Raw genomic sequence first — 17,247 nt, forward strand, 5'->3', positions numbered from 1 at the left:
CAAGGGTGGTCGCGACACTACTGTGGGAGGCATGAAGGTGGGCATCCCGCGCGAGGTCAAGGACAACGAGTTCCGGGTGGCGATCACCCCGGCGGGGGTGACCGAGCTGGTGGCCCACGGTCACGAGGTCGTGCTCGAGCAGGGCGCCGGGGCCGGCTCGGCGATCACCGACGACGACTACCGGGCCGCCGGGGCCGTGCTCGTCCCGCGAGCCGACCAGGTCTGGGACTCGGCCGAGCTGCTGCTCAAGGTCAAGGAGCCGGTGCCCGACGAGTACGGCTACCTGCACGAGGGGCAGACCGTCTTCACCTACCTGCACCTCGCGGCCAACCGCACCCTGACCGAGGAGCTGATGCGCCGCCGGGTCACCGCCATCGGCTACGAGACGGTCGAGCTGCCCGACGGGACGCTCCCGCTGCTCGCCCCGATGTCCGAGGTGGCCGGGCGGCTGGCCCCACAGGTCGGGGCCGAGGCGCTGCTGCGCGCCAACGGCGGCCGCGGCATCCTGCTCGGCGGGGTGTCCGGCGTGTACGCCGCCAAGGTCGTCGTCATCGGTGCCGGCGTCGCGGGCATGAACGCCGCGGCCATCGCGCTCGGGATGCAGGCGGAGGTGCTCCTGCTCGACAAGGACGTGGCCAAGCTGCGCCACGCCGACTTCGTCTACCAGGGCCACTGTCAGACCGTCACCTCCAACGCCTACGAGATCGACAACGCCATCGCCGACGCCGACCTGGTCATCGGTGCCGTCCTCGTCCCCGGCGCCCGCACCCCCCGGCTCGTCAGCAACGCGCAGGTCGCCCGGATGCGTCCCGGCTCGGTGCTGGTGGACATCGCGATCGACCAGGGCGGGTGCTTCGAGGACTCCCACCCGACGACCCACACCGACCCCACCTTCCGGGTGCACGACTCGATCTTCTACTGCGTCGCCAACATGCCCGGCGCCGTACCGAACACGAGCACCTACGCGCTGACCAACGTCACGCTGCCGTATGCCGTCGCGCTCGCCGAGCACGGCTGGCGCGACGCCCTGCGCGCCGACCCCAGCCTCGCGCTCGGCCTGAACACCCACGGCGGTGGCGTCGTCTTCGACGGGGTCGCGGCGGCCCACGACCTGACCGCGACCCCGCTTGTCGAGGTGCTGTCCTGACCCCGACCGGACCACCGCCGGCCACTTCGCTCGAACAGGCCGTCAGGGCCTTCCTGGACCACGTCCGGGTCGAGCGCGGGGCAGCGGCCAACACGCTCGTGGCGTACCGTCGCGACCTCGGGCGCTACGGCGCCTTCCTCGCGGCCAGGGGCGTGACCGAGCCGGGGGCCGTACGGGAGGCCGACGTCACCGACTTCCTCGCCGACCTGCGGCTGGGCGGCCCGGACCGGCCGCCCCTGGCGGTCTCGTCCGCGGCGCGCACCCTCGTCGCCGTCCGTGGCCTGCACCGGTTCCTCGCCCTCGAAGGGGTCACCGGCGCCGACCCGGCCGCCCAGGTCGCACCACCGAGTCCGCCGTCCCGCCTGCCGAAGGCGATCCCCGTGGAGGCCGTCGAGCGCCTCCTGTCGGCAGCCTCCGTCGGCGACCCGCCGCTGTCCCTGCGTGACCGGGCGCTGCTCGAGCTGCTCTACGGCGCCGGGGCGCGCATCAGCGAGGCCGTCGGCCTGGACGTGGACGACCTCGACCTCGAGGGGCGTGCCGTCCGCCTGCTCGGCAAGGGGTCCAAGGAGCGGGTGGTGCCCATCGGCCGGTATGCCGCCGAGTCCCTGGGTGCCTACCTGACCCGGGCCCGCCCGGCCCTGGCGGCCGCGGGCCGGTCCGGTCCGGCGCTGTTCCTCGGCCGGCGCGGCGCCCGGCTCTCGCGCCAGTCGGCGTGGCTGGTGCTGCAGGCGGTGGCGGAGCGGGCGGGCCTGCGCGAGCACGTCTCGCCGCACACGCTGCGACACTCGTTCGCCACGCACCTGCTCGACGGGGGAGCGGACGTGCGCGTCGTGCAGGAGCTGCTCGGGCACGCGTCGGTCACCACCACGCAGCTCTACACGATGGTCTCGGTGCACCGGCTGCGCGAGGTCTACGCCGAGGCCCACCCACGGGCGCGCTGATATGGTCGGGCCTGATCAGCGTGACGCTGACCGGGCAGGACGGAGCGGAGTGGACACCAGGGTGAACGAGGAGACCCAGGCGGCGGCGCAGGCCGGCCCCGTCGACGACCTCACCGACCTACTCGAGAGCCACCCTCCGTCGGGGCTCGTGGTCGGCCCCACCGGCCGGCCGATGCCACACTTCCCCGAGCCAGCGCCGCTGGACAGCCACGGCCCCGCGCGCGTCATCGCGATGTGCAACCAGAAGGGGGGCGTCGGCAAGACGACCACGACCATCAACCTCGGCGCCGCCCTGGCCGAGCTGGGGCGCCGGGTGCTGCTGGTCGACTTCGACCCGCAGGGCGCCCTGTCCGTCGGGCTCGGGGTGCGCACCCACGAGCTCGACCGGACGATCTACAACCTGCTCGTCGACGGCGGGCACGACATCCGCGAGGTCATCCAGCGCACCGCCACCGACGACCTCGACATCGTCCCGGCCAACATCGACCTGTCGGCCGCCGAGGTCCAGCTGGTCAGCGAGGTCGCCCGGGAGCAGGCGCTGGCCCGGGTGCTGCGGCCGGTCGCCGACGACTACGACGTCATCCTCATCGACTGCCAGCCCTCCCTCGGCCTGCTGACGGTCAACGCCCTGACCGCCTCGCACGGGGTCATCATCCCGCTCGAGTGCGAGTTCTTCGCCATGCGCGGGGTCGCCCTGCTCGTCGAGACGATCGGCAAGATCACCGACCGGCTCAACCCCCGCCTACGCATCGACGGGATCCTCGCGACCATGTACGACGGGCGCACCCTGCACAGTCGCGAGGTGGTCCGCTCCGTCGTCGACCACTTCGGCGACCAGGTCTTCCACACCGTCATCAGCCGGACCGTCAAGTTCCCCGACGCGACCCTGGCCGCCGAGCCGATCACGGTGTACGCGCCGACCCACGCCGGCGCCGACGCCTACCGGCAGCTCGCCCGCGAGCTCATCGCGCGCGGCGACGCCGCCTGACCCGGTGAACGGGCCCGGCCAGGCCGACCGTCCCCCGGTCGCGGCCCCACCCGTCCCGGCGGGCGGCACGGACCCGTCCGGCCTGACCCCCGGCGGGGTGCTCACCCGGCGGGCCGCGGCGCCGTTCGAGGTGCACCTCGACGTCTTCCAGGGGCCGTTCGACCTGCTCCTCGGACTCATCGCCAAGCACCGGCTCGACATCACCGAGATCGCGTTGGCCAAGGTCACCGACGAGTTCGTCGCGCACCTGCGGGCGGCCCGCTCCGGCGAGCCGGAGGCCGGCTGGGACCTCGGGCAGGCCTCCGAGTTCGTCGTCGTCGCGGCCACCCTGCTCGACCTGAAGGCGGCCCGGCTGCTGCCGCAGCCCGGCCCGGCGGACGAGGAGGACCTGGCCCTCATCGAGGCCCGCGACCTGCTGTTCGCCCGGCTGCTGCAGTACCGCGCGTACAAGCAGGTCGCGGCGGTCTTCGCCGACCGGATGGCCACGGCCGGCCGGATCACGCCCCGGCAGGCCGGCCTCGAGCCGCAGTTCGCCGCCCTCCTGCCCGAGCTGGTCATCTCGGTAACCCCCGCGCAGTTCGCCATGGTCGCGGCCCGCGCGCTGGCCCCGAAGCCGGCCCCGACGGTCGGGCTCGAGCACCTGCACGCGCCTCGGGTCAGCGTGCGGGAGCAGGCCGCGATCCTCGTCGAGCGGCTGCGCGCGCGCGGACAGGTCTCCTTCCGCGCCCTGGTCGCCGACGCCGACAGCACCCTGGTCATAGTGGCCCGGTTCCTGGCCCTGCTCGAGCTGTTCAAGCAGGCAGCGATCGCCTTCGAGCAGGCCGAGGCCCTCGGCGAGCTCGACGTCCGGTGGACCGGCGCGGCCCGCGGCGACGTGGTCATCGCCGACGAGTTCGACCAGACCGAGCCGGCCGCGCCGCGCGAGCCGGGCCCGGGCGAGCGGCGCAGAGGCGAGCAGCGCAGACCGGAGGAGGAGCAGCATGAGTGACGAGCAGGGCGACGACGGGCGCGCCACCCTGGACCTCGACGCCTTCCCGGGGGGTGCCCGGGCGGCCCTCGAGGCGGTCCTGATGGTCGTCGACGAACCGGTCACCGAGCCGGCCCTCGCGGCCGCCCTCGTGCTGCCGGTCCACGTGGTCCACGAGCACCTCGTGGCCCTCGAGGAGGACTACGCGGCGAGCCGCCGGGGGTTCACGCTGCGCCACGTGGCCGGCGGCTGGCGCGTCTACAGCCGCGCCGAGTTCGCCCCCGTCGTCGAGCAGTTCCTGCTCGACGGCCGGCAGGCCAGGCTCACCCAGGCCTCCCTCGAGACCCTGGCCGTCATCGCCTACCGGCAACCGGTCTCGCGCGGCCGCGTCAGTGCGGTGCGCGGGGTCAACGTCGACGGCGTCGTGCGGACGCTGCTGAACCGTGGCCTGATCGAGGAGGTCGCCGTCCCCGGCGAGGGCGGCGCCACGCTGTTCCGGACGACCCCCTACTTCCTGCAGCGGATGGGGCTCGGCTCGCTCGACGAGCTGCCCGCGCTGGCCCCCTTCCTGCCGGACGCCGACGTGATCGAGCAGCTCGCCGAGGAGGGTCAGGCATGAAGGAGCACCACTCGCGCTCGCCGCGCAGACCACGCGGATCGGAGCCGGGGCGGGACCCGGCCCGCGGCCGCGGGCCACGTCCCCGCCCCGGCGGGGGGCGCGCAGACGGCGTCCCGGTCGTGGACGTCCACGACCCCGGCGGGGTGCGGCTGCAGAAGCTGCTCGCCGCGGCCGGCATCGGGTCGCGTCGCGTCTGCGAGCACCTCATCGCCGAGGGACGCGTCGAGGTCGACGGGCAGGTGGTCACCGAGCTCGGCGTGCGCATCGACCCGAAGCGGCAGGTCGTGCACGTCGACGGCGACCGGGTCAACCTGGACGAGGAACGGGTCTACCTCGCGTTCAACAAGCCCAAGGGGGTCGTGACGACGATGAGCGACGAGCTCGGGCGTCCCTCCATCACCGACTACCTGGGCAACCGCGGCGACCGGCTCTTCCACGTCGGCCGGCTCGACGCCGACACCGAGGGCCTGCTGCTGCTGACCAACGACGGCGACCTCGCCCACCGGCTCCAGCACCCGGCCTACGGGGTGGCCAAGACCTACCTGGCCCAGATCCAGGGGCCGGTCCCGCGCGACCTCGGCCGACGCCTCCGGGAGGGCATCGAGCTCGAGGACGGCCCGGCCGCCGTCGACTCGTTCCGGGTCGTGGACTCGCGGCCCGGCAAGGCCCTCGTCGAGCTCGTCCTGCACGAGGGGCGCAAGCACGTGGTGCGCCGGATGCTCGCCGCGACCGGGCACCCCGTCCAGTCCCTCGTGCGCACCGAGGTCGGACCGATCCGGCTGGCCGACCTGCGCTCCGGGCGCACCCGACGGCTCGGGCGGGCCGAGGTCGCGGCACTGTACAAGGCGGCCGGGCTGTGACCCCCGCGTCGCGCGTACGGATCATCGGGACCGGGCTCATCGGCACGAGCCTGGGCATGGCGCTGACGAGCGCCGGCTACGACGTCACCCTGGACGACCCGTCGCCGACCGCGCGGTGGCTGGCCCGCGACCTGCGGGCGGGCCGGATCGACGTCGACGAGGTACCCGACCTCGTCGTCGTGGCCGCCCCCCCGGACGTCTGCGGGGACGTGATCGTCGCGGCGCTGCGGCGCTGGCCGGAGGCGTTCGTCACCGACGTGGCCTCGGTCAAGGAGATCATCCTGCGCGAGGTCCTCGCGGCCGGCGTCGACGTGACCCGGTACGTCGGCTCCCATCCCATGGCCGGCCGGGAACGCTCCGGGACCGCAGCGGCCCGCGGGGACCTGTTCGACGGGCGCGCCTGGGTCGTGGTCCCGCACGACACGACCGACCCCCGGGCCGTCGAGGCGGTGCGGGCGATCGCGACCGCGGTCGGTGCGGCGGTCCGGGTCATGCCGGCCGCCGAGCACGACGCGGCGGTCGCGACGGTCTCGCACCTGCCGCAGCTGACCGCGAGCCTGGTGGCCGCCAGCCTGCGGGAGCTTCCCGAGCACGCGGTCGGGCTGGCCGGCCAGGGTCTGCGCGACGTGACCCGCATCGCCGCCAGCGACCCGCGGCTCTGGACCCAGATCCTCTACGGCAACGCACCCGCGCTGCTGCAGGTGCTGCGCGAGGTGCAGGACCAGGTGGCGCAGGTGGTCGATGCCCTGGAGCGGATCGTCGCCGGGCGCAGCGAGGGCTCCCTGGGCACGATCAGCCGGATCCTCGAGGCCGGCAACCTCGGCCACGCCCGGATCCCCGGCAAGCACGGTGCCCCCCCGGCGGCATATGAGGTCGTGTCCGTCCTCGTGCCCGACGAGCCGGGCTCGCTCGGCAGGCTGTTCGCCGACCTCGGCGACGCCGGCATCAACCTCGAGGACCTCCAGCTCGAGCACGGTATCGGACAGGCCGTCGGCATCGCCTACCTGTCCGTCGTGCCGGCGTCGGTCGAACCGCTGCTCGAGACGCTCGAACGACAGGGATGGCGGGTGCACCAGTGAGCGCGAGCGCCACCCGGACGGGCCAGTAGGCTGGCGCCCATGCCTGCTGTCCCCGACACGCCGCTGTCCGGATTCGTCATCGCGATCGACGGCCCGTCCGGGTCGGGCAAGTCGAGCGTCTCCCGGCAGGTCGCCCGCACCCTGGGCCTCGGCTTCCTCGACACCGGCGCGATGTACCGGTCCGCGACGTGGTGGTGCCTCCACCAGGGCGTCGACCTCGACGACGCGGCAGCCGTCGTGGCCGCGACCCGCGAGCTGCCCCTGACCATCGGGACCGACCCGGACGCGCCGGCGGTCCACGTCGGGGACCATGACGTCACCGCCGCCATCCGCGAGACCCGCATCACCGAACAGGTCTCAAAGGTCGCCACGATCATCCCGGTGCGCGAGATCCTGCGGCAGCTGCAGCGCCGCCTCATCTCCGCGGCCGGTGCGGCCAAGGGCGGCGTCGTCGCCGAGGGGCGCGACATCACCACGGTCGTCGTGCCGGATGCCCCCGTCCGCATCCTGCTCACCGCCTCCGCGGAGGCCAGGCTGGCCCGCCGGTCGCGCGAGCTGCACGGCGCGGCCGACGCCGCATCCGTCGCCGCAACCCGCACCCAGATCATCGAACGCGACCGCACCGACTCGACCGTGTCGCAGTTCACCGTCGCGGCCGACGGCGTCACGACGCTGGACACCACCGACCTCGACTTCGAGCAGTCCGTGGGCGCGGTCCTGCAGCTCGTCGCCGACGCGCGCCGGTGACCGACGAGACGAGCCGTCCGGCGGACGGCCCCGGCCCGCCTGACGACACCGCCGTCGAGCGGGCCCTGCGCGCCGGCCTGCTCGAGTTCGACCTGAGTCCCGAGGACCGGGCCCTGCTCGACGCCGAGGCGGTCGCCGGGGCGGGCGCCGGCCCGGCCGGGCCCCTGCCCGTCGTCGCCGTCGTGGGCCGGCCCAACGTCGGCAAGTCGAGCCTGGTCAACCGCGTGCTGCGACGCCGGGAAGCGGTGGTCGAGGACGTTCCCGGCGTGACGCGCGACCGGGTCTCCTACGAGGCCGAGTGGGCCGGGCGGCACTTCATGCTGGTCGACACCGGTGGCTGGGTGGCCGATGCCACCGGGATCCACCTGCGGGTCGCCGAGCAGGCCGAGATCGCCATCGAGCTCGCCGACGTGGTCGTGTTCGTCGTGGACGCGACGGTCGGCGCGACCGACGACGACGAGGCGGTCGTCCGGCTGCTGCGCCGGTCCGGCAAGCCCGTGGTCCTGGTGGCCAACAAGGTGGACGACGAGCGCGGCGAGGCAGACGCGGCCAGGCTGTGGAACCTCGGGCTCGGGCAGCCGTGGCCGGTCTCGGCCCTGCACGGGCGGGGGAGCGGCGACGCGCTCGACGCCGTCCTCGAGGTCCTGCCCGAGGTCTCGGCGCACGGTGCCCTCGCCCCGGGTGGTCCCCGTCGGGTGGCGCTGCTCGGCCGCCCGAACGTGGGCAAGTCGAGCCTGCTGAACAAGCTGGCCGGCACGGACCGGGTCGTTGTCGACACCGTCGCCGGCACCACCCGCGACCCGGTTGACGAGCTGGTCGAGCTCGGCGGGCGCACCTGGCGCTTCGTGGACACGGCGGGGATCCGACGACGCGCCCACCAGGCCCGGGGGGCCGAGTTCTACGCCGCCCTGCGAACCCAGGCCGCGCTCGAGAAGGCCGAGGTGGCCATCGTCCTGATCGACGCCGAGGCGCCGATCGCCGAGCAGGACGTCCGCGTCGTCCAGCAGGTCATCGACGCCGGCCGGGCGCTGGTGGTGGCCTACAACAAGTGGGACACCCTCGACGAGGAGCGGCGCTACTACCTCGAGCGCGAGATCGACAAGGAGCTCGTCCAGATCCCGTGGGCCCCGCGCGTCAACGTCTCCGCCCGCACCGGGCGCCACCTCGACCGGCTCGTCCCGGCGCTCGAGACCGCGCTCGACTCGTGGGACCGGCGCGTGCCCACCTCCCGGCTCAACGCGTTCCTCGGCGCGGTCGTCGCCGCCCACCCGCACCCGGTCCGCGGTGGACGGCAGCCGCGCATCCTGTTCGCCACCCAGGCCTCGACCCGGCCGCCGCGCTTCGTCGTCTTCGCCTCCGGCTTCATCGAGGCCGGTTACCGCCGTTTCCTCGAGCGCCGGCTGCGCGAGGAGTTCGGCTTCGAGGGCAGCCCGATCGAGCTGTCGGTGCGGGTGCGCGAGAAGCGCCGTCGCCAGGGCCGCTGACCGGGACGGAGTATGCCGCCCACCGGCGTCCCGGACGCCGCCGATTCTCGGCGGGTGGGGTCGATTACGGCGGGCGGGTGGGCGTGCGCTAAGGTGCAGACGCCCCGCTCGCGGGGCAACGGGCTGTGGCGCAGTTTGGTAGCGCACTTGACTGGGGGTCAAGGGGTCGCAGGTTCAAATCCTGTCAGCCCGACTGGTGGCAGTCGGCGCCCGGGGCGATCCGGCCTCCCGCCGACGGGGTGCCGGGTGTGACAGAGTGTGCGCCATCCGGCTTTCGCCCGACCGAGATGAGCGATCATGCGAACCCGAAACGCCCTCGCCCCCGTCCTGGCCCTGACCGCAGCCCTGGCGCTCGCCGGATGCTCCTCCGGCGCGAGCCCGACCAGCTCGCCGACCACCCCCGCCGGCAACCCCGTCGCCGGGTCGTGGGGTCAGGAGAACACCGGCAAGCCCTCGATCACGATCGCGGAGGACGGGTCCTTCAACGGCACGGACGGCTGCAACTCGATGGCCGGCCACGGCAAGGTGGCCGGCGACAGGTTCGAGCTCGGCGCCTTCCGGATAACCCTGATGGCCTGCAAGGGCGTGGACACGTGGCTCTCCAGGGCGGCGTCGGCGAGCCGCGCGGGTGACACGCTCACGCTGTTCGACAAGGGCGGGACCCAGATCGGCACCCTGGACAAGCGCTGAGCGGGGCCATCGGTCAGCCTCCGGAACCGGGTGCCTGACGCCACAGCCGTAGTGCCAGCAGGGAAGAGCCGAGCACGGCGACGCCGGCGACCAGGAGCATCCCGGGGGCGCCGATCGAGTCCCGGTACCAGTGGAACGCCGCCTGGGTGACTGACATCGTCAGGGCGACCACCCCGAGCGCGAGGTACGGCCAGGCCCGGCGGAAGAGGTACAGGCCGAACCCGGCCACCGCGAGCAGGAGGTACACGCCGTAGCCGAAGGCCGGGGAGGGTCCGTTCGACGTGATCTGCTGGGCGCCGGCCACCGCGGTCCCGCAGCCGACCAGCCGTCCCACGGTCGCCTCCCGCCACCACCGTGCCTCGGTCACCCCGGCCCAGACGACGCCGATCCCGACGAGCGCCGAGCCGTAGGCGACCGACTCGGAACCGGACAGCCACCAGTCCCCCATCCACCAGTCCGTCAGGTCCTCGACGGCGACGACCGTCCCGACCCACACCCCGAGCTGGCCCACCAGGCTCGGGGACAGGACGTACCCCACGATGCAGAGCATGGCGAAGGTCAGGTAGGGCAGCGCCGAGACCCCCGCCATGGGGGCGGACCGGACGTGCTCGACGCCCACGCCGACTGCACTGGCGCTCGTCAGAGCCGCCCCGGTGAACAGGACCGACGCGAGGCGACGACGGACGTCGCCGTCGGCCCGGCGGCCACCGTGCGCCCGCGCGCTCCCCACCGCGACGGCCAGACCGGCTGCGGCCAGCAGCACCGCCGCGACGGCCAGCACGGCCAGCTGGGCCCCCAGGCCCAGCAGGTACCAGCGCAGCCCCACGAACAGCAGCACCCCACTGACGACCAGCCCCGCACCGACATAGGCGAGCACCTCGACGAGCCGCCGCCGGAGGAGGTCTCCGGATGGCACAGCGGCGCGCAGCCCCGCGCCGGAGGGAGCCGGCTCGGCGCCGGGTGGTCCCGTGGACGGTGCGGCGTTGAGCGTCCGGGAGACGACTCGCAGCGCACTCGTGCGGTCCTGCGGCGGGAGCAGGGCCTCGTGGACCAGCGCCTCGACGATGCGAGCCGCCGTCGGGTCCGTGGCGCGCTCAGGGGGTGGTGGCGACGTCATGGCTGCGACCTCTGGTCTGGCCGGAGTTGGGAGGAGGGCGTGGTACCGGGTGGGCGCGCCGGAACTGTCCCACGAGTACCTCCCATTCTGGAGGCCGCCGCCGACGACGTACAGGCCCGACCGGTCAGCCTGTGGAAATCTCGCCCGGTATCACGGCGAAGGCGCCGGTGCCGAACGAGACCAGGTGACCCTCCTCGTCGGTCACCTTGGCCTCGAGGTGCACGAGCCGCTTCCCGGCCCGGAGCACCTGCGCCCGGGCGACGAGCGGGCCGGCGAAGACGGGCCGGCAGAACCGCAGCTGGAGGTCGGCCGACGCGCACCGGCTGTCACCCGTCAGCACGGACATGGTCGCGGCTCCCATCGCGGTGTCCACCATCGCGAACAGGACCGCCCCGTGCACCGATCCGTGCGGGTTGAGCAGCGCGTCGGTGACGCGCAGCGTTGCCTCCGCGCCCCCGCGTGCGGTCACCCGGGTGGACATGCCCAGGTGCCGGGCGAGCGGGAAGTCGCGCGTGTCTTCGCTCATGCGGCGGAGCATCGCAGGTGACGCACGCGACCGCCAGAGCGGCCGGCCGGAGGTCGAGGCCCCTCCGCGACCCGGGCGCACCCGCCTGCAGGTACCGCGGCACGTTCCGCTGCACAGGCCCCGGACGAGGTCCGTGCGAGCGCACGCCGACGGTTAGGCTCTGCGTGTGACCGAGGACCTTGGAGCGTCGGCGCGCACCGGCAGGGTGTCCGAGCGACTCTTCACCCTCCCCAACGCGCTGTCCATGCTCCGGCTGGTCGGCGTGCCCCTCTTCCTGTGGGCCATCGTCACCCGTCGCGACGGGCTCGCCCTGCTCGTGCTGGCGCTGTCCGGCATCACCGACTACGCAGACGGCAAGATCGCCCGGACCTTCCGGATGGAGTCCAGGGTCGGGCAGTTCCTCGACCCGATCGCCGACCGGCTCTACATCCTCTCGACGCTGGTGGGCCTGGCGTGGCGCGGGATCATCCCGCTGTGGTTCGTCGTCGTGCTCCTCGCGCGCGAGGCGGTCATGCTCGTGGTCCTGCTGCACCTGCGCAGCCGCGGTCAGATCGGGCTGCCGGTCCACTTCGTGGGCAAGGCCGCGACGTTCGGCCTGCTCTACGCCTTCCCCCTGCTCTTGCTGGCCCACGGCGACGGCGTGATCGCCGGTCTCGCGCGGCCGATCGGCTGGGGGTTCGCCTGGTGGGGGCTGGTCCTCTACTGGCTCGCAGCGATCCTCTACGCCCTGCAGGCCAAGTTCGTGCTGTCCCGGGCCAGCCACCGGCCACGCTCCCCGAGGGCTCGATGACGGCCACGCCGCCCAGGGCGCCGGACGCCTCGATGACGCTGATCACCTCGATGCTCAAGCGGCCGCTCGACCCTGCGTACGCGGAGGCGGCGCGGCGCCGGACGCGCGCCGGCCTGCCCCCGGCGACCTCGACCCGGACCGTCATCGTCCTCGTCATGGCGTTGCTCATCGGGTTCATGTTCGCCGTGAGCGCCAAGGCGCTGCGACCCAAGCCCAGCGCCGCCGCCGAGGCCAGGGCCGAGCTGGTCGAGCGGATCGAGTCGCTGCAGACCCATGCCACCCAGAGCGAGGCGCAGATCCGGGCGCTGTCCGCGGAGGTCCGCGGTTACGAGGAGAGGGCGCTGGCCCAGACCGGCGCGCCCGACCTGACGGCCCGCATCGAGGACTACGCGGTCCAGGCCGGGGTCACCCCGCTGAAGGGCCCTGGCCTGACCCTGACCCTCGACGACGCCGCGAGCGCGGGGACCGACGCCCGGGCCGGCACCCGGCCGAGCACCGGCTTCGACTCGGGCCGGGTGGCGGCCGGTGACCTGCAGATCGTCGTCAACGGCCTCTGGGGCGCCGGCGCCGAGGCGATCTCCATCAACGGGCAGCGGCTCACCGCCACCGCGGCGATCCGCTTCGCCGGGCAGGCGATCATCGTGGACTTCCGTCCGCTGTCGCGGCCCTACGTGATCACCGCGCTCGGCGACCCCGAGCAGATGCAGCGGGTCTTCGGTCCCTCCTTCGCCGGGGTGTACCTCGACCAGCTGACCCGGCAGTACGGTGTGCAGGCCTCCTTCGCCACCTCGAAGGCGCTGCGCGTTCCCGGCGACTCCGCGCTGCACGTCGAGTTCGCGAAGCCCGTGCCATCCGACGTACCATCTGCCCGACCGCCCACCACCGGCTCCGGTTCGTGAGCGCGACCTGACGGGCAACGAGGAAGGGGGACGAGGTGATCCCAGCCATCGGCCTGCTCGTCGGCCTGCTCATCGGTCTGGTCCTCGACCCCTCGGTGCCGCTGTGGCTGCAGCCGTACCTGCCCATCGCGATAATCGCGGCCCTCGATGCCGTGTTCGGCGCCGTGCGAGCGGTCCTCGACGGGATCTTCAACGACAAGGTCTTCGTCGTCTCCTTCCTGTCCAACGTCATCGTCGCGGCCCTCATCGTCTTCCTGGGGGACCAGCTCGGGGTCGGCTCCCAGCTGTCAACCGGGGTCGTCGTCGTGCTCGGCGTGCGGATCTTCTCCAACGTCGCCTCGATCCGGCGACACCTGTTCCGGGCCTGACATGGCCAAGCCGCCCGGGGCCGAGAGGAAGCCGATGCCGCCCGTCGAGGGAGTGGCCGCCTGGCGGCGGCTCTTCCGGATGGGTCGCCCGAGGCCGACGAAGGCGAACGTCCTGTCTGCGCTGCTGGCCGTCGTGCTCGGTACCGGCATCGCCACGCAGGTCCAGCTGACCAACGCCCGAGGGCTCGAGGGGCTCAGCCAGAGCGAGCTGGTGAACGTGCTCGACGACGTCTCCCTGCGCGCGTCCCGACTGGACCAGCAGGTCCGCGAGCTGGAGGCCTCCCGGGACCGGCTCCGGAACGGCACCGACGACACGGCCGAGGCGATCTCGCAGGCGCAGAAGCGCGTGGACACGCTCGGCATCCTCGCCGGCGTGCTGCCCGCGCAGGGACCGGGCATCCACGTGACGATCAGCGACCCGGACCGCCAGGTGACCGGCCCGGTCGTCCTCGACCTCATCCAGGAGCTGCGCGACGCGGGCGCCGAGGCGATCGACATCGGCGGCGTCAGGGTCGTGGCCTCGACCTTCGTCGGCGCCCGCGACGACACGATCCTCGTCGACAACCACCCGGTGCGGCGCCCGCTCGAGGTCCGGGCGATCGGTGACGCCAAGACGCTGGCCTCCGCGATGTCCATCCCGGGCGGCGTCGTCGAGACGGTGCGCCAGAAGGGGGGCACGGCGGCCGTCACGGAGGCCGACGAGGTGAAGGTGACCTCGATCCACCAGCCGGTTCCGCTGACCCACGCCACGCCGGCCGACTGACCCGTCGAGCGTTCATCCTGCGCGCGGGGCGTCCGACATGGCATCCTCGTCCTCGTGCCGACTCCATCGCCCGGCAGTCGGAACCCCACCACGACAGGAGCGACATGTCCGAGCTCAGCTACCCCGACGACCTGCGGTACACGACCGACCACGAGTGGGTGCGCGGCGACGGGGACGCGGTCCGGGTCGGTATCACGGCCTACGCACAGGACGCCCTCGGCGACGTCGTCTACGTGTCGCTGCCGGCGGTCGGGGACAGCCTCGCCGTCGGGGACTCGTGCGGCGAGGTCGAGTCGACCAAGTCGGTGAGCGACATCTACGCACCCCTCGCCGGTGAGGTGACCGCGGTCAACGAGGCCCTCGACGGCACCCCCGAGCTGGTGAATACCGACCCGTACGGCGAGGGATGGATGTTCGAGCTGCGCCTCGACGAACCGTCCGCCCTCGGCGACCTGATGGGCGCCGCCGAGTACCGGGCGTCGCTGACGTCCTGAAGCCGGACGGGGCCGGCCCGGGCCAACCCCGCGTGAACTAGCCTTGGAGTCGTGGGACGCCCGGACGACGAGGACGGAGGAGCGCAGCGTGAGCGAGGATCACGAGCACGACGATGACGCGACCGGCCGGACGGGACAGCCCGGCCCGGACGATCTCGGCACCGAACCGCGCACCATGCGGTTCCAGGGCGTGCCCGCCCCGGAGGCCGAGTACGTGGAGGCGCACCCGAGCGGCCTGAGCGCCCAGGACCGTGCCACGATCGGTGCGCTGCGGCCTGGCACCGCACTGCTGATCGTCCAGCGCGGCCCGAACACCGGCGCCCGGTTCCTGCTCGACGACGACCAGGTCACCGCGGGTCGCCACCCGGACTCGGACATCTTCCTCGACGACGTGACCGTGTCCCGCAAGCACGCCGTCTTCGTGCGTCAGGGCGACGACGGGTACCTGGTGCGTGACTCGGGCTCGCTCAACGGCACCTACGTCAACCGGGAACGCATCGACGAGGCGGTCCTCAAGACCGGTGACGAGGTGCAGGTCGGCAAGTTCCGCCTCGTCTACTACGCCGACTGACGCGCCCGATGGCGGTCCGGCTGACCATCGGTCGGCTCCTTGCCGAGCTCACCGGCGAGTTCCCCGACCTGACTCCCTCGAAGATCCGCTTCCTCGAGTCCGAGGGCCTGCTCACACCCGAGCGGACCGCCTCCGGCTACCGGACCTACTCCGCGGCCGACGTGGAGCGGCTGCGCTACATCCTGACGGCCCAGCGGGACCGCTACTGGCCCCTCCGGGTGATCAAGGAGGCCCTGGACGCCCTCGACCGGGGTCTGGCCGAGCCGGACCAGCCCGACCGGCTGCCGCAGGTGCCGGCCCCCGGCGCCGACCCCGACGTGCCGCGAGGCACCGAGCTGCGCACGCAGCAGGCCCTGTCGCTGACCGGGCCGGAGCTGCGCTCGGCGGCGGGCCTGGACCGCGGGACCTTCCACGCCCTCGAGAGCTACGGGCTGCTCGAGCCGGATCCGACCGGGCACTTCGACGCCAACGACCTGCAGATCGCGACAGCGGCGGCACGCCTGGCCGCACACGGTCTGGAAGCCCGCCACCTGCGGCCCTTCCGCACCGCGGCCGACCGCGAGATCGGGCTGGTCCAGCAGGCCCTGTCCACGCACCGGGGCGTGGCCCGCGATGACGCGGCGACCGAGCTGCTGACCGCGTGCATCGCCCTGCACGTGGCCCTCGTCAAGGCGCGGATCGACCTGTGACGTGGCGCACCCGCCGGGAGGTACGGTGGATGCGTGAGAGAGGTCGATGTGCTCGGCGTCCGGGTCGAGATGCCGACGAACCATCCGATCGTGCTGCTGCGTGAGCGCGAGGGCGGGCGGTACCTGCCGATCTGGATCGGCGCACCCGAGGCCGCCGCGATCACCTACGCCCAGCAGGGCGTCGTGCCACCGCGCCCGCTCACCCACGACCTCATGCGGGACATGCTCGCGGTGCTCGGACACACGCTGACCGAGGTGCGGATCGTGGCCCTGAAGGACTCGGTGTTCCACGCCGCCCTGATCATCGACGGCACGACCGAGGTCGGCGCGAGGGCCTCCGACGCGATCGCCCTGGCCCTGCGCACCGACGCCAAGGTCTACGTCGACCCGGCCGTACTCGACGAGGCAGCCATCGTCGTCTCGTCCGAGGAGGACGACGAGGTGGAGCGGTTCAAGGAGTTCCTCGACCACGTGTCGGCCGAGGACTTCGACGAACCGGAGGGGCCGGAGCGGCCCGAGGCGCCACCCGGACCCTGACCCTCCACCTGACCTCGAGGGTATTCGACACACCCGGGCGGTCGGCCCGGATGTTTGACGGGTCAGGGCGGGCGAACTACCGTCGGTGTGAACCACGATGTTGTAGTTATCGCGATGTCGTAGTTGCTGCATGTCGTAGTTGCTGCGATGTTGTAGTTCGATGTCGTAGGTGCTGCACGTCGTGGTCACCGAGGGCCGGCACCAACCAGGAGGTCGCATGGCTGCCACGCAGGACTCCCACCGGCACGTCACGCCACCTGCCGCCCAGGGCCTGCTGTTCGACGACGACCTGCCCGACCTCGACGAGGACACCGGCTACCGCGGCACCACGGCGTGCAGGGCTGCCGGGATCACCTACCGCCAGCTCGACTACTGGGCCCGCACCGGGCTGGTCGAGCCGTCGGTCCGCAGCGCCACCGGCTCGGGTACGCAGCGCCTCTACGGCTTCCGCGACATCCTCGTGCTCAAGGTCGTCAAGCGCCTGCTCGACACCGGGGTGTCCCTGCAGCAGATCCGGGTCGCGATCACGCACCTGCGCGACCGGGGCGTCGACGACCTGGCCCAGATCACCCTGATGAGTGACGGCGCCTCCGTCTACGAGTGCACCTCCGCCGACGAGGTCATCGACCTGGTCCAGGGCGGTCAGGGCGTCTTCGGCATCGCGGTGGGCCGGGTCTGGCGCGAGGTGGAGGGCGAGCTCGCGCAGCTGCCGAGCGAGCGCGTCGAGGAGGCGTCGTCCGCCCACCACCCCGGCGACGAGCTGTCGGCGCGCCGAGCCCGACGCATGGCGTGACTCCCACCCGTCGGCAACTGGTAGATTCGACCGTGCTGATCGACCCTGCACGGGAGAGCCCTCGAGGTGCTGGCACCTGCGAGGCGCCGAAGGGGCAACATCCCCGGAACCTCTCAGGCGCCCGGACCGCGCAGGTCAGGCAAATCTGGAGACCCCGCCACCGGTCGACAGACGGGGA

At 73.1% G+C, this 17,247-nt stretch carries 21 protein-coding genes, 1 tRNA gene and 1 riboswitch; of the genes, 20 read left to right on the top strand and 2 right to left on the bottom strand.

Annotated elements, in window-relative coordinates; translation table 11 throughout:
- Positions 1 to 31 precede the first annotated feature (31 nt).
- The 11 genes from ald (at position 32) to WMI84_RS04645 (ending at position 9,522) form a co-directional block, all read left to right on the top strand.
- Positions 32 to 1,147, top strand: coding sequence for an alanine dehydrogenase (gene ald / locus WMI84_RS04595; RefSeq protein ID WP_347350881.1), 1,116 nt, complete (start codon positions 32 to 34; stop codon positions 1,145 to 1,147).
- Positions 1,144 to 2,088 (top strand): site-specific tyrosine recombinase XerD, encoded by a 945-nt coding sequence (locus WMI84_RS04600; RefSeq protein WP_347350882.1) that lies wholly within the window; start codon positions 1,144 to 1,146, stop codon positions 2,086 to 2,088. Before ald ends, WMI84_RS04600 begins: the two co-directional genes overlap by 4 nt.
- 61 nt (positions 2,089 to 2,149) lie before the next feature.
- On the top strand, positions 2,150 to 3,076 hold the full coding sequence (locus WMI84_RS04605) for a ParA family protein (RefSeq protein ID WP_347350831.1): 927 nt from the start codon (positions 2,150 to 2,152) through the stop codon (positions 3,074 to 3,076).
- A gap of 82 nt (positions 3,077 to 3,158) precedes the next feature.
- On the top strand, positions 3,159 to 4,064 hold the full coding sequence (locus tag WMI84_RS04610) for a segregation/condensation protein A (protein WP_347350884.1): 906 nt from the start codon (positions 3,159 to 3,161) through the stop codon (positions 4,062 to 4,064).
- Positions 4,057 to 4,662 (top strand): SMC-Scp complex subunit ScpB, encoded by a 606-nt coding sequence (gene scpB / locus WMI84_RS04615; protein WP_347350832.1) that lies wholly within the window; start codon positions 4,057 to 4,059, stop codon positions 4,660 to 4,662. Before WMI84_RS04610 ends, scpB begins: the two co-directional genes overlap by 8 nt.
- Positions 4,659 to 5,522 carry a pseudouridine synthase gene (locus WMI84_RS04620; RefSeq protein WP_347350833.1) on the top strand — a complete coding sequence of 288 codons (864 nt, stop codon included), beginning with the start codon at positions 4,659 to 4,661 and terminating at the stop codon, positions 5,520 to 5,522. The genes scpB and WMI84_RS04620 overlap by 4 nt, the downstream gene beginning before the upstream one ends.
- Positions 5,519 to 6,601, top strand: coding sequence for a prephenate dehydrogenase (locus WMI84_RS04625; RefSeq protein ID WP_347350834.1), 1,083 nt, complete (start codon positions 5,519 to 5,521; stop codon positions 6,599 to 6,601). The genes WMI84_RS04620 and WMI84_RS04625 overlap by 4 nt, the downstream gene beginning before the upstream one ends.
- Positions 6,602 to 6,640: 39 nt before the next feature.
- The gene (cmk, locus tag WMI84_RS04630; RefSeq protein ID WP_347350836.1) at positions 6,641 to 7,348 is read left to right on the top strand and encodes a (d)CMP kinase; all 708 of its coding nucleotides are present in this window, start codon (positions 6,641 to 6,643) and stop codon (positions 7,346 to 7,348) included.
- Positions 7,345 to 8,832, top strand: a complete 1,488-nt coding sequence (gene der, locus WMI84_RS04635) for a ribosome biogenesis GTPase Der (RefSeq protein ID WP_347350837.1) — start codon at positions 7,345 to 7,347, stop codon at positions 8,830 to 8,832. Before cmk ends, der begins: the two co-directional genes overlap by 4 nt.
- Positions 8,833 to 8,951: 119 nt before the next feature.
- Positions 8,952 to 9,025, top strand: a tRNA-Pro gene (locus WMI84_RS04640).
- 104 nt (positions 9,026 to 9,129) lie between these two features.
- The gene (locus WMI84_RS04645) at positions 9,130 to 9,522 is read left to right on the top strand and encodes an META domain-containing protein (RefSeq protein ID WP_347350839.1); all 393 of its coding nucleotides are present in this window, start codon (positions 9,130 to 9,132) and stop codon (positions 9,520 to 9,522) included.
- 13 nt (positions 9,523 to 9,535) lie between these two features.
- Here WMI84_RS04645 and WMI84_RS04650 read toward each other — a convergent pair whose 3' ends face one another.
- Complete coding sequence (locus tag WMI84_RS04650; RefSeq protein ID WP_347350841.1) at positions 9,536 to 10,639, bottom strand: hypothetical protein; 1,104 nt, start codon at positions 10,637 to 10,639, stop codon at positions 9,536 to 9,538.
- 124 nt (positions 10,640 to 10,763) lie between these two features.
- On the bottom strand, positions 10,764 to 11,165 hold the full coding sequence (locus WMI84_RS04655) for a PaaI family thioesterase (protein ID WP_347350842.1): 402 nt from the start codon (positions 11,163 to 11,165) through the stop codon (positions 10,764 to 10,766).
- Positions 11,166 to 11,331: 166 nt separating this feature from the next.
- On the opposite strand from WMI84_RS04655, the gene WMI84_RS04660 reads away from it, so the two are divergent.
- The 9 genes from WMI84_RS04660 to WMI84_RS04700 all read left to right on the top strand — a co-directional run bounded on the left by WMI84_RS04660 (position 11,332) and on the right by WMI84_RS04700 (position 17,069).
- On the top strand, positions 11,332 to 11,955 hold the full coding sequence (locus tag WMI84_RS04660) for a CDP-alcohol phosphatidyltransferase family protein (RefSeq protein WP_347350844.1): 624 nt from the start codon (positions 11,332 to 11,334) through the stop codon (positions 11,953 to 11,955).
- Positions 11,952 to 12,854: a DUF881 domain-containing protein gene (locus tag WMI84_RS04665; RefSeq protein WP_347350846.1), complete on the top strand. Its 903-nt coding sequence runs from the start codon at positions 11,952 to 11,954 to the stop codon at positions 12,852 to 12,854. The genes WMI84_RS04660 and WMI84_RS04665 overlap by 4 nt, the downstream gene beginning before the upstream one ends.
- Positions 12,855 to 12,889: 35 nt before the next feature.
- Positions 12,890 to 13,222, top strand: a complete 333-nt coding sequence (locus WMI84_RS04670) for a small basic family protein (protein WP_347350848.1) — start codon at positions 12,890 to 12,892, stop codon at positions 13,220 to 13,222.
- Between the two features lie 34 nt (positions 13,223 to 13,256).
- Positions 13,257 to 13,985 carry a DUF881 domain-containing protein gene (locus WMI84_RS04675; protein ID WP_347350849.1) on the top strand — a complete coding sequence of 243 codons (729 nt, stop codon included), beginning with the start codon at positions 13,257 to 13,259 and terminating at the stop codon, positions 13,983 to 13,985.
- Between the two features lie 104 nt (positions 13,986 to 14,089).
- A complete protein-coding gene (gene gcvH, locus WMI84_RS04680) occupies positions 14,090 to 14,479 on the top strand; it encodes a glycine cleavage system protein GcvH (protein ID WP_347350850.1) in 390 nt (129 codons plus the stop codon).
- 175 nt (positions 14,480 to 14,654) lie between these two features.
- Positions 14,655 to 15,050 carry an FHA domain-containing protein gene (locus tag WMI84_RS04685; RefSeq protein WP_347350886.1) on the top strand — a complete coding sequence of 132 codons (396 nt, stop codon included), beginning with the start codon at positions 14,655 to 14,657 and terminating at the stop codon, positions 15,048 to 15,050.
- 8 nt (positions 15,051 to 15,058) lie between these two features.
- Positions 15,059 to 15,739, top strand: coding sequence for a MerR family transcriptional regulator (locus tag WMI84_RS04690; protein WP_347350852.1), 681 nt, complete (start codon positions 15,059 to 15,061; stop codon positions 15,737 to 15,739).
- A gap of 33 nt (positions 15,740 to 15,772) precedes the next feature.
- Positions 15,773 to 16,276, top strand: coding sequence for a bifunctional nuclease family protein (locus WMI84_RS04695; protein ID WP_347350854.1), 504 nt, complete (start codon positions 15,773 to 15,775; stop codon positions 16,274 to 16,276).
- A gap of 217 nt (positions 16,277 to 16,493) precedes the next feature.
- Entirely contained in the window at positions 16,494 to 17,069 is a 576-nt protein-coding gene (locus WMI84_RS04700) for a MerR family transcriptional regulator (protein ID WP_347350855.1), read from the top strand.
- A gap of 40 nt (positions 17,070 to 17,109) precedes the next feature.
- A riboswitch (glycine riboswitch) is annotated at positions 17,110 to 17,208 on the top strand.
- Positions 17,209 to 17,247: the final 39 nt, after the last annotated feature.

It is taken from the genome of Intrasporangium sp. (genome assembly GCF_039812505.1).
Classification (GTDB): domain Bacteria; phylum Actinomycetota; class Actinomycetes; order Actinomycetales; family Dermatophilaceae; genus Intrasporangium_A.

What these genes read in the sequence shown, in the direction of transcription:
- ald (WP_347350881.1), top strand. Translation starts at nt 32, where the DNA reads ATGAAGGTGGGCATCCCGCGCGAGGTCAAGGACAACGAGTTCCGGGTG.
- scpB (WP_347350832.1), top strand. Translation starts at nt 4,057, where the DNA reads ATGAGTGACGAGCAGGGCGACGACGGGCGCGCCACCCTGGACCTCGAC.
- WMI84_RS04620 (WP_347350833.1), top strand. Translation starts at nt 4,659, where the DNA reads ATGAAGGAGCACCACTCGCGCTCGCCGCGCAGACCACGCGGATCGGAG.
- cmk (WP_347350836.1), top strand. Translation starts at nt 6,641, where the DNA reads ATGCCTGCTGTCCCCGACACGCCGCTGTCCGGATTCGTCATCGCGATC.
- WMI84_RS04645 (WP_347350839.1), top strand. Translation starts at nt 9,130, where the DNA reads ATGCGAACCCGAAACGCCCTCGCCCCCGTCCTGGCCCTGACCGCAGCC.
- WMI84_RS04650 (WP_347350841.1), bottom strand. Translation starts at nt 10,639, where the DNA reads ATGACGTCGCCACCACCCCCTGAGCGCGCCACGGACCCGACGGCGGCT.
- WMI84_RS04655 (WP_347350842.1), bottom strand. Translation starts at nt 11,165, where the DNA reads ATGAGCGAAGACACGCGCGACTTCCCGCTCGCCCGGCACCTGGGCATG.
- WMI84_RS04665 (WP_347350846.1), top strand. Translation starts at nt 11,952, where the DNA reads ATGACGGCCACGCCGCCCAGGGCGCCGGACGCCTCGATGACGCTGATC.
- WMI84_RS04675 (WP_347350849.1), top strand. Translation starts at nt 13,257, where the DNA reads ATGCCGCCCGTCGAGGGAGTGGCCGCCTGGCGGCGGCTCTTCCGGATG.
- gcvH (WP_347350850.1), top strand. Translation starts at nt 14,090, where the DNA reads ATGTCCGAGCTCAGCTACCCCGACGACCTGCGGTACACGACCGACCAC.
- WMI84_RS04685 (WP_347350886.1), top strand. Translation starts at nt 14,655, where the DNA reads ATGCGGTTCCAGGGCGTGCCCGCCCCGGAGGCCGAGTACGTGGAGGCG.
- WMI84_RS04690 (WP_347350852.1), top strand. Translation starts at nt 15,059, where the DNA reads ATGGCGGTCCGGCTGACCATCGGTCGGCTCCTTGCCGAGCTCACCGGC.
- WMI84_RS04700 (WP_347350855.1), top strand. Translation starts at nt 16,494, where the DNA reads ATGGCTGCCACGCAGGACTCCCACCGGCACGTCACGCCACCTGCCGCC.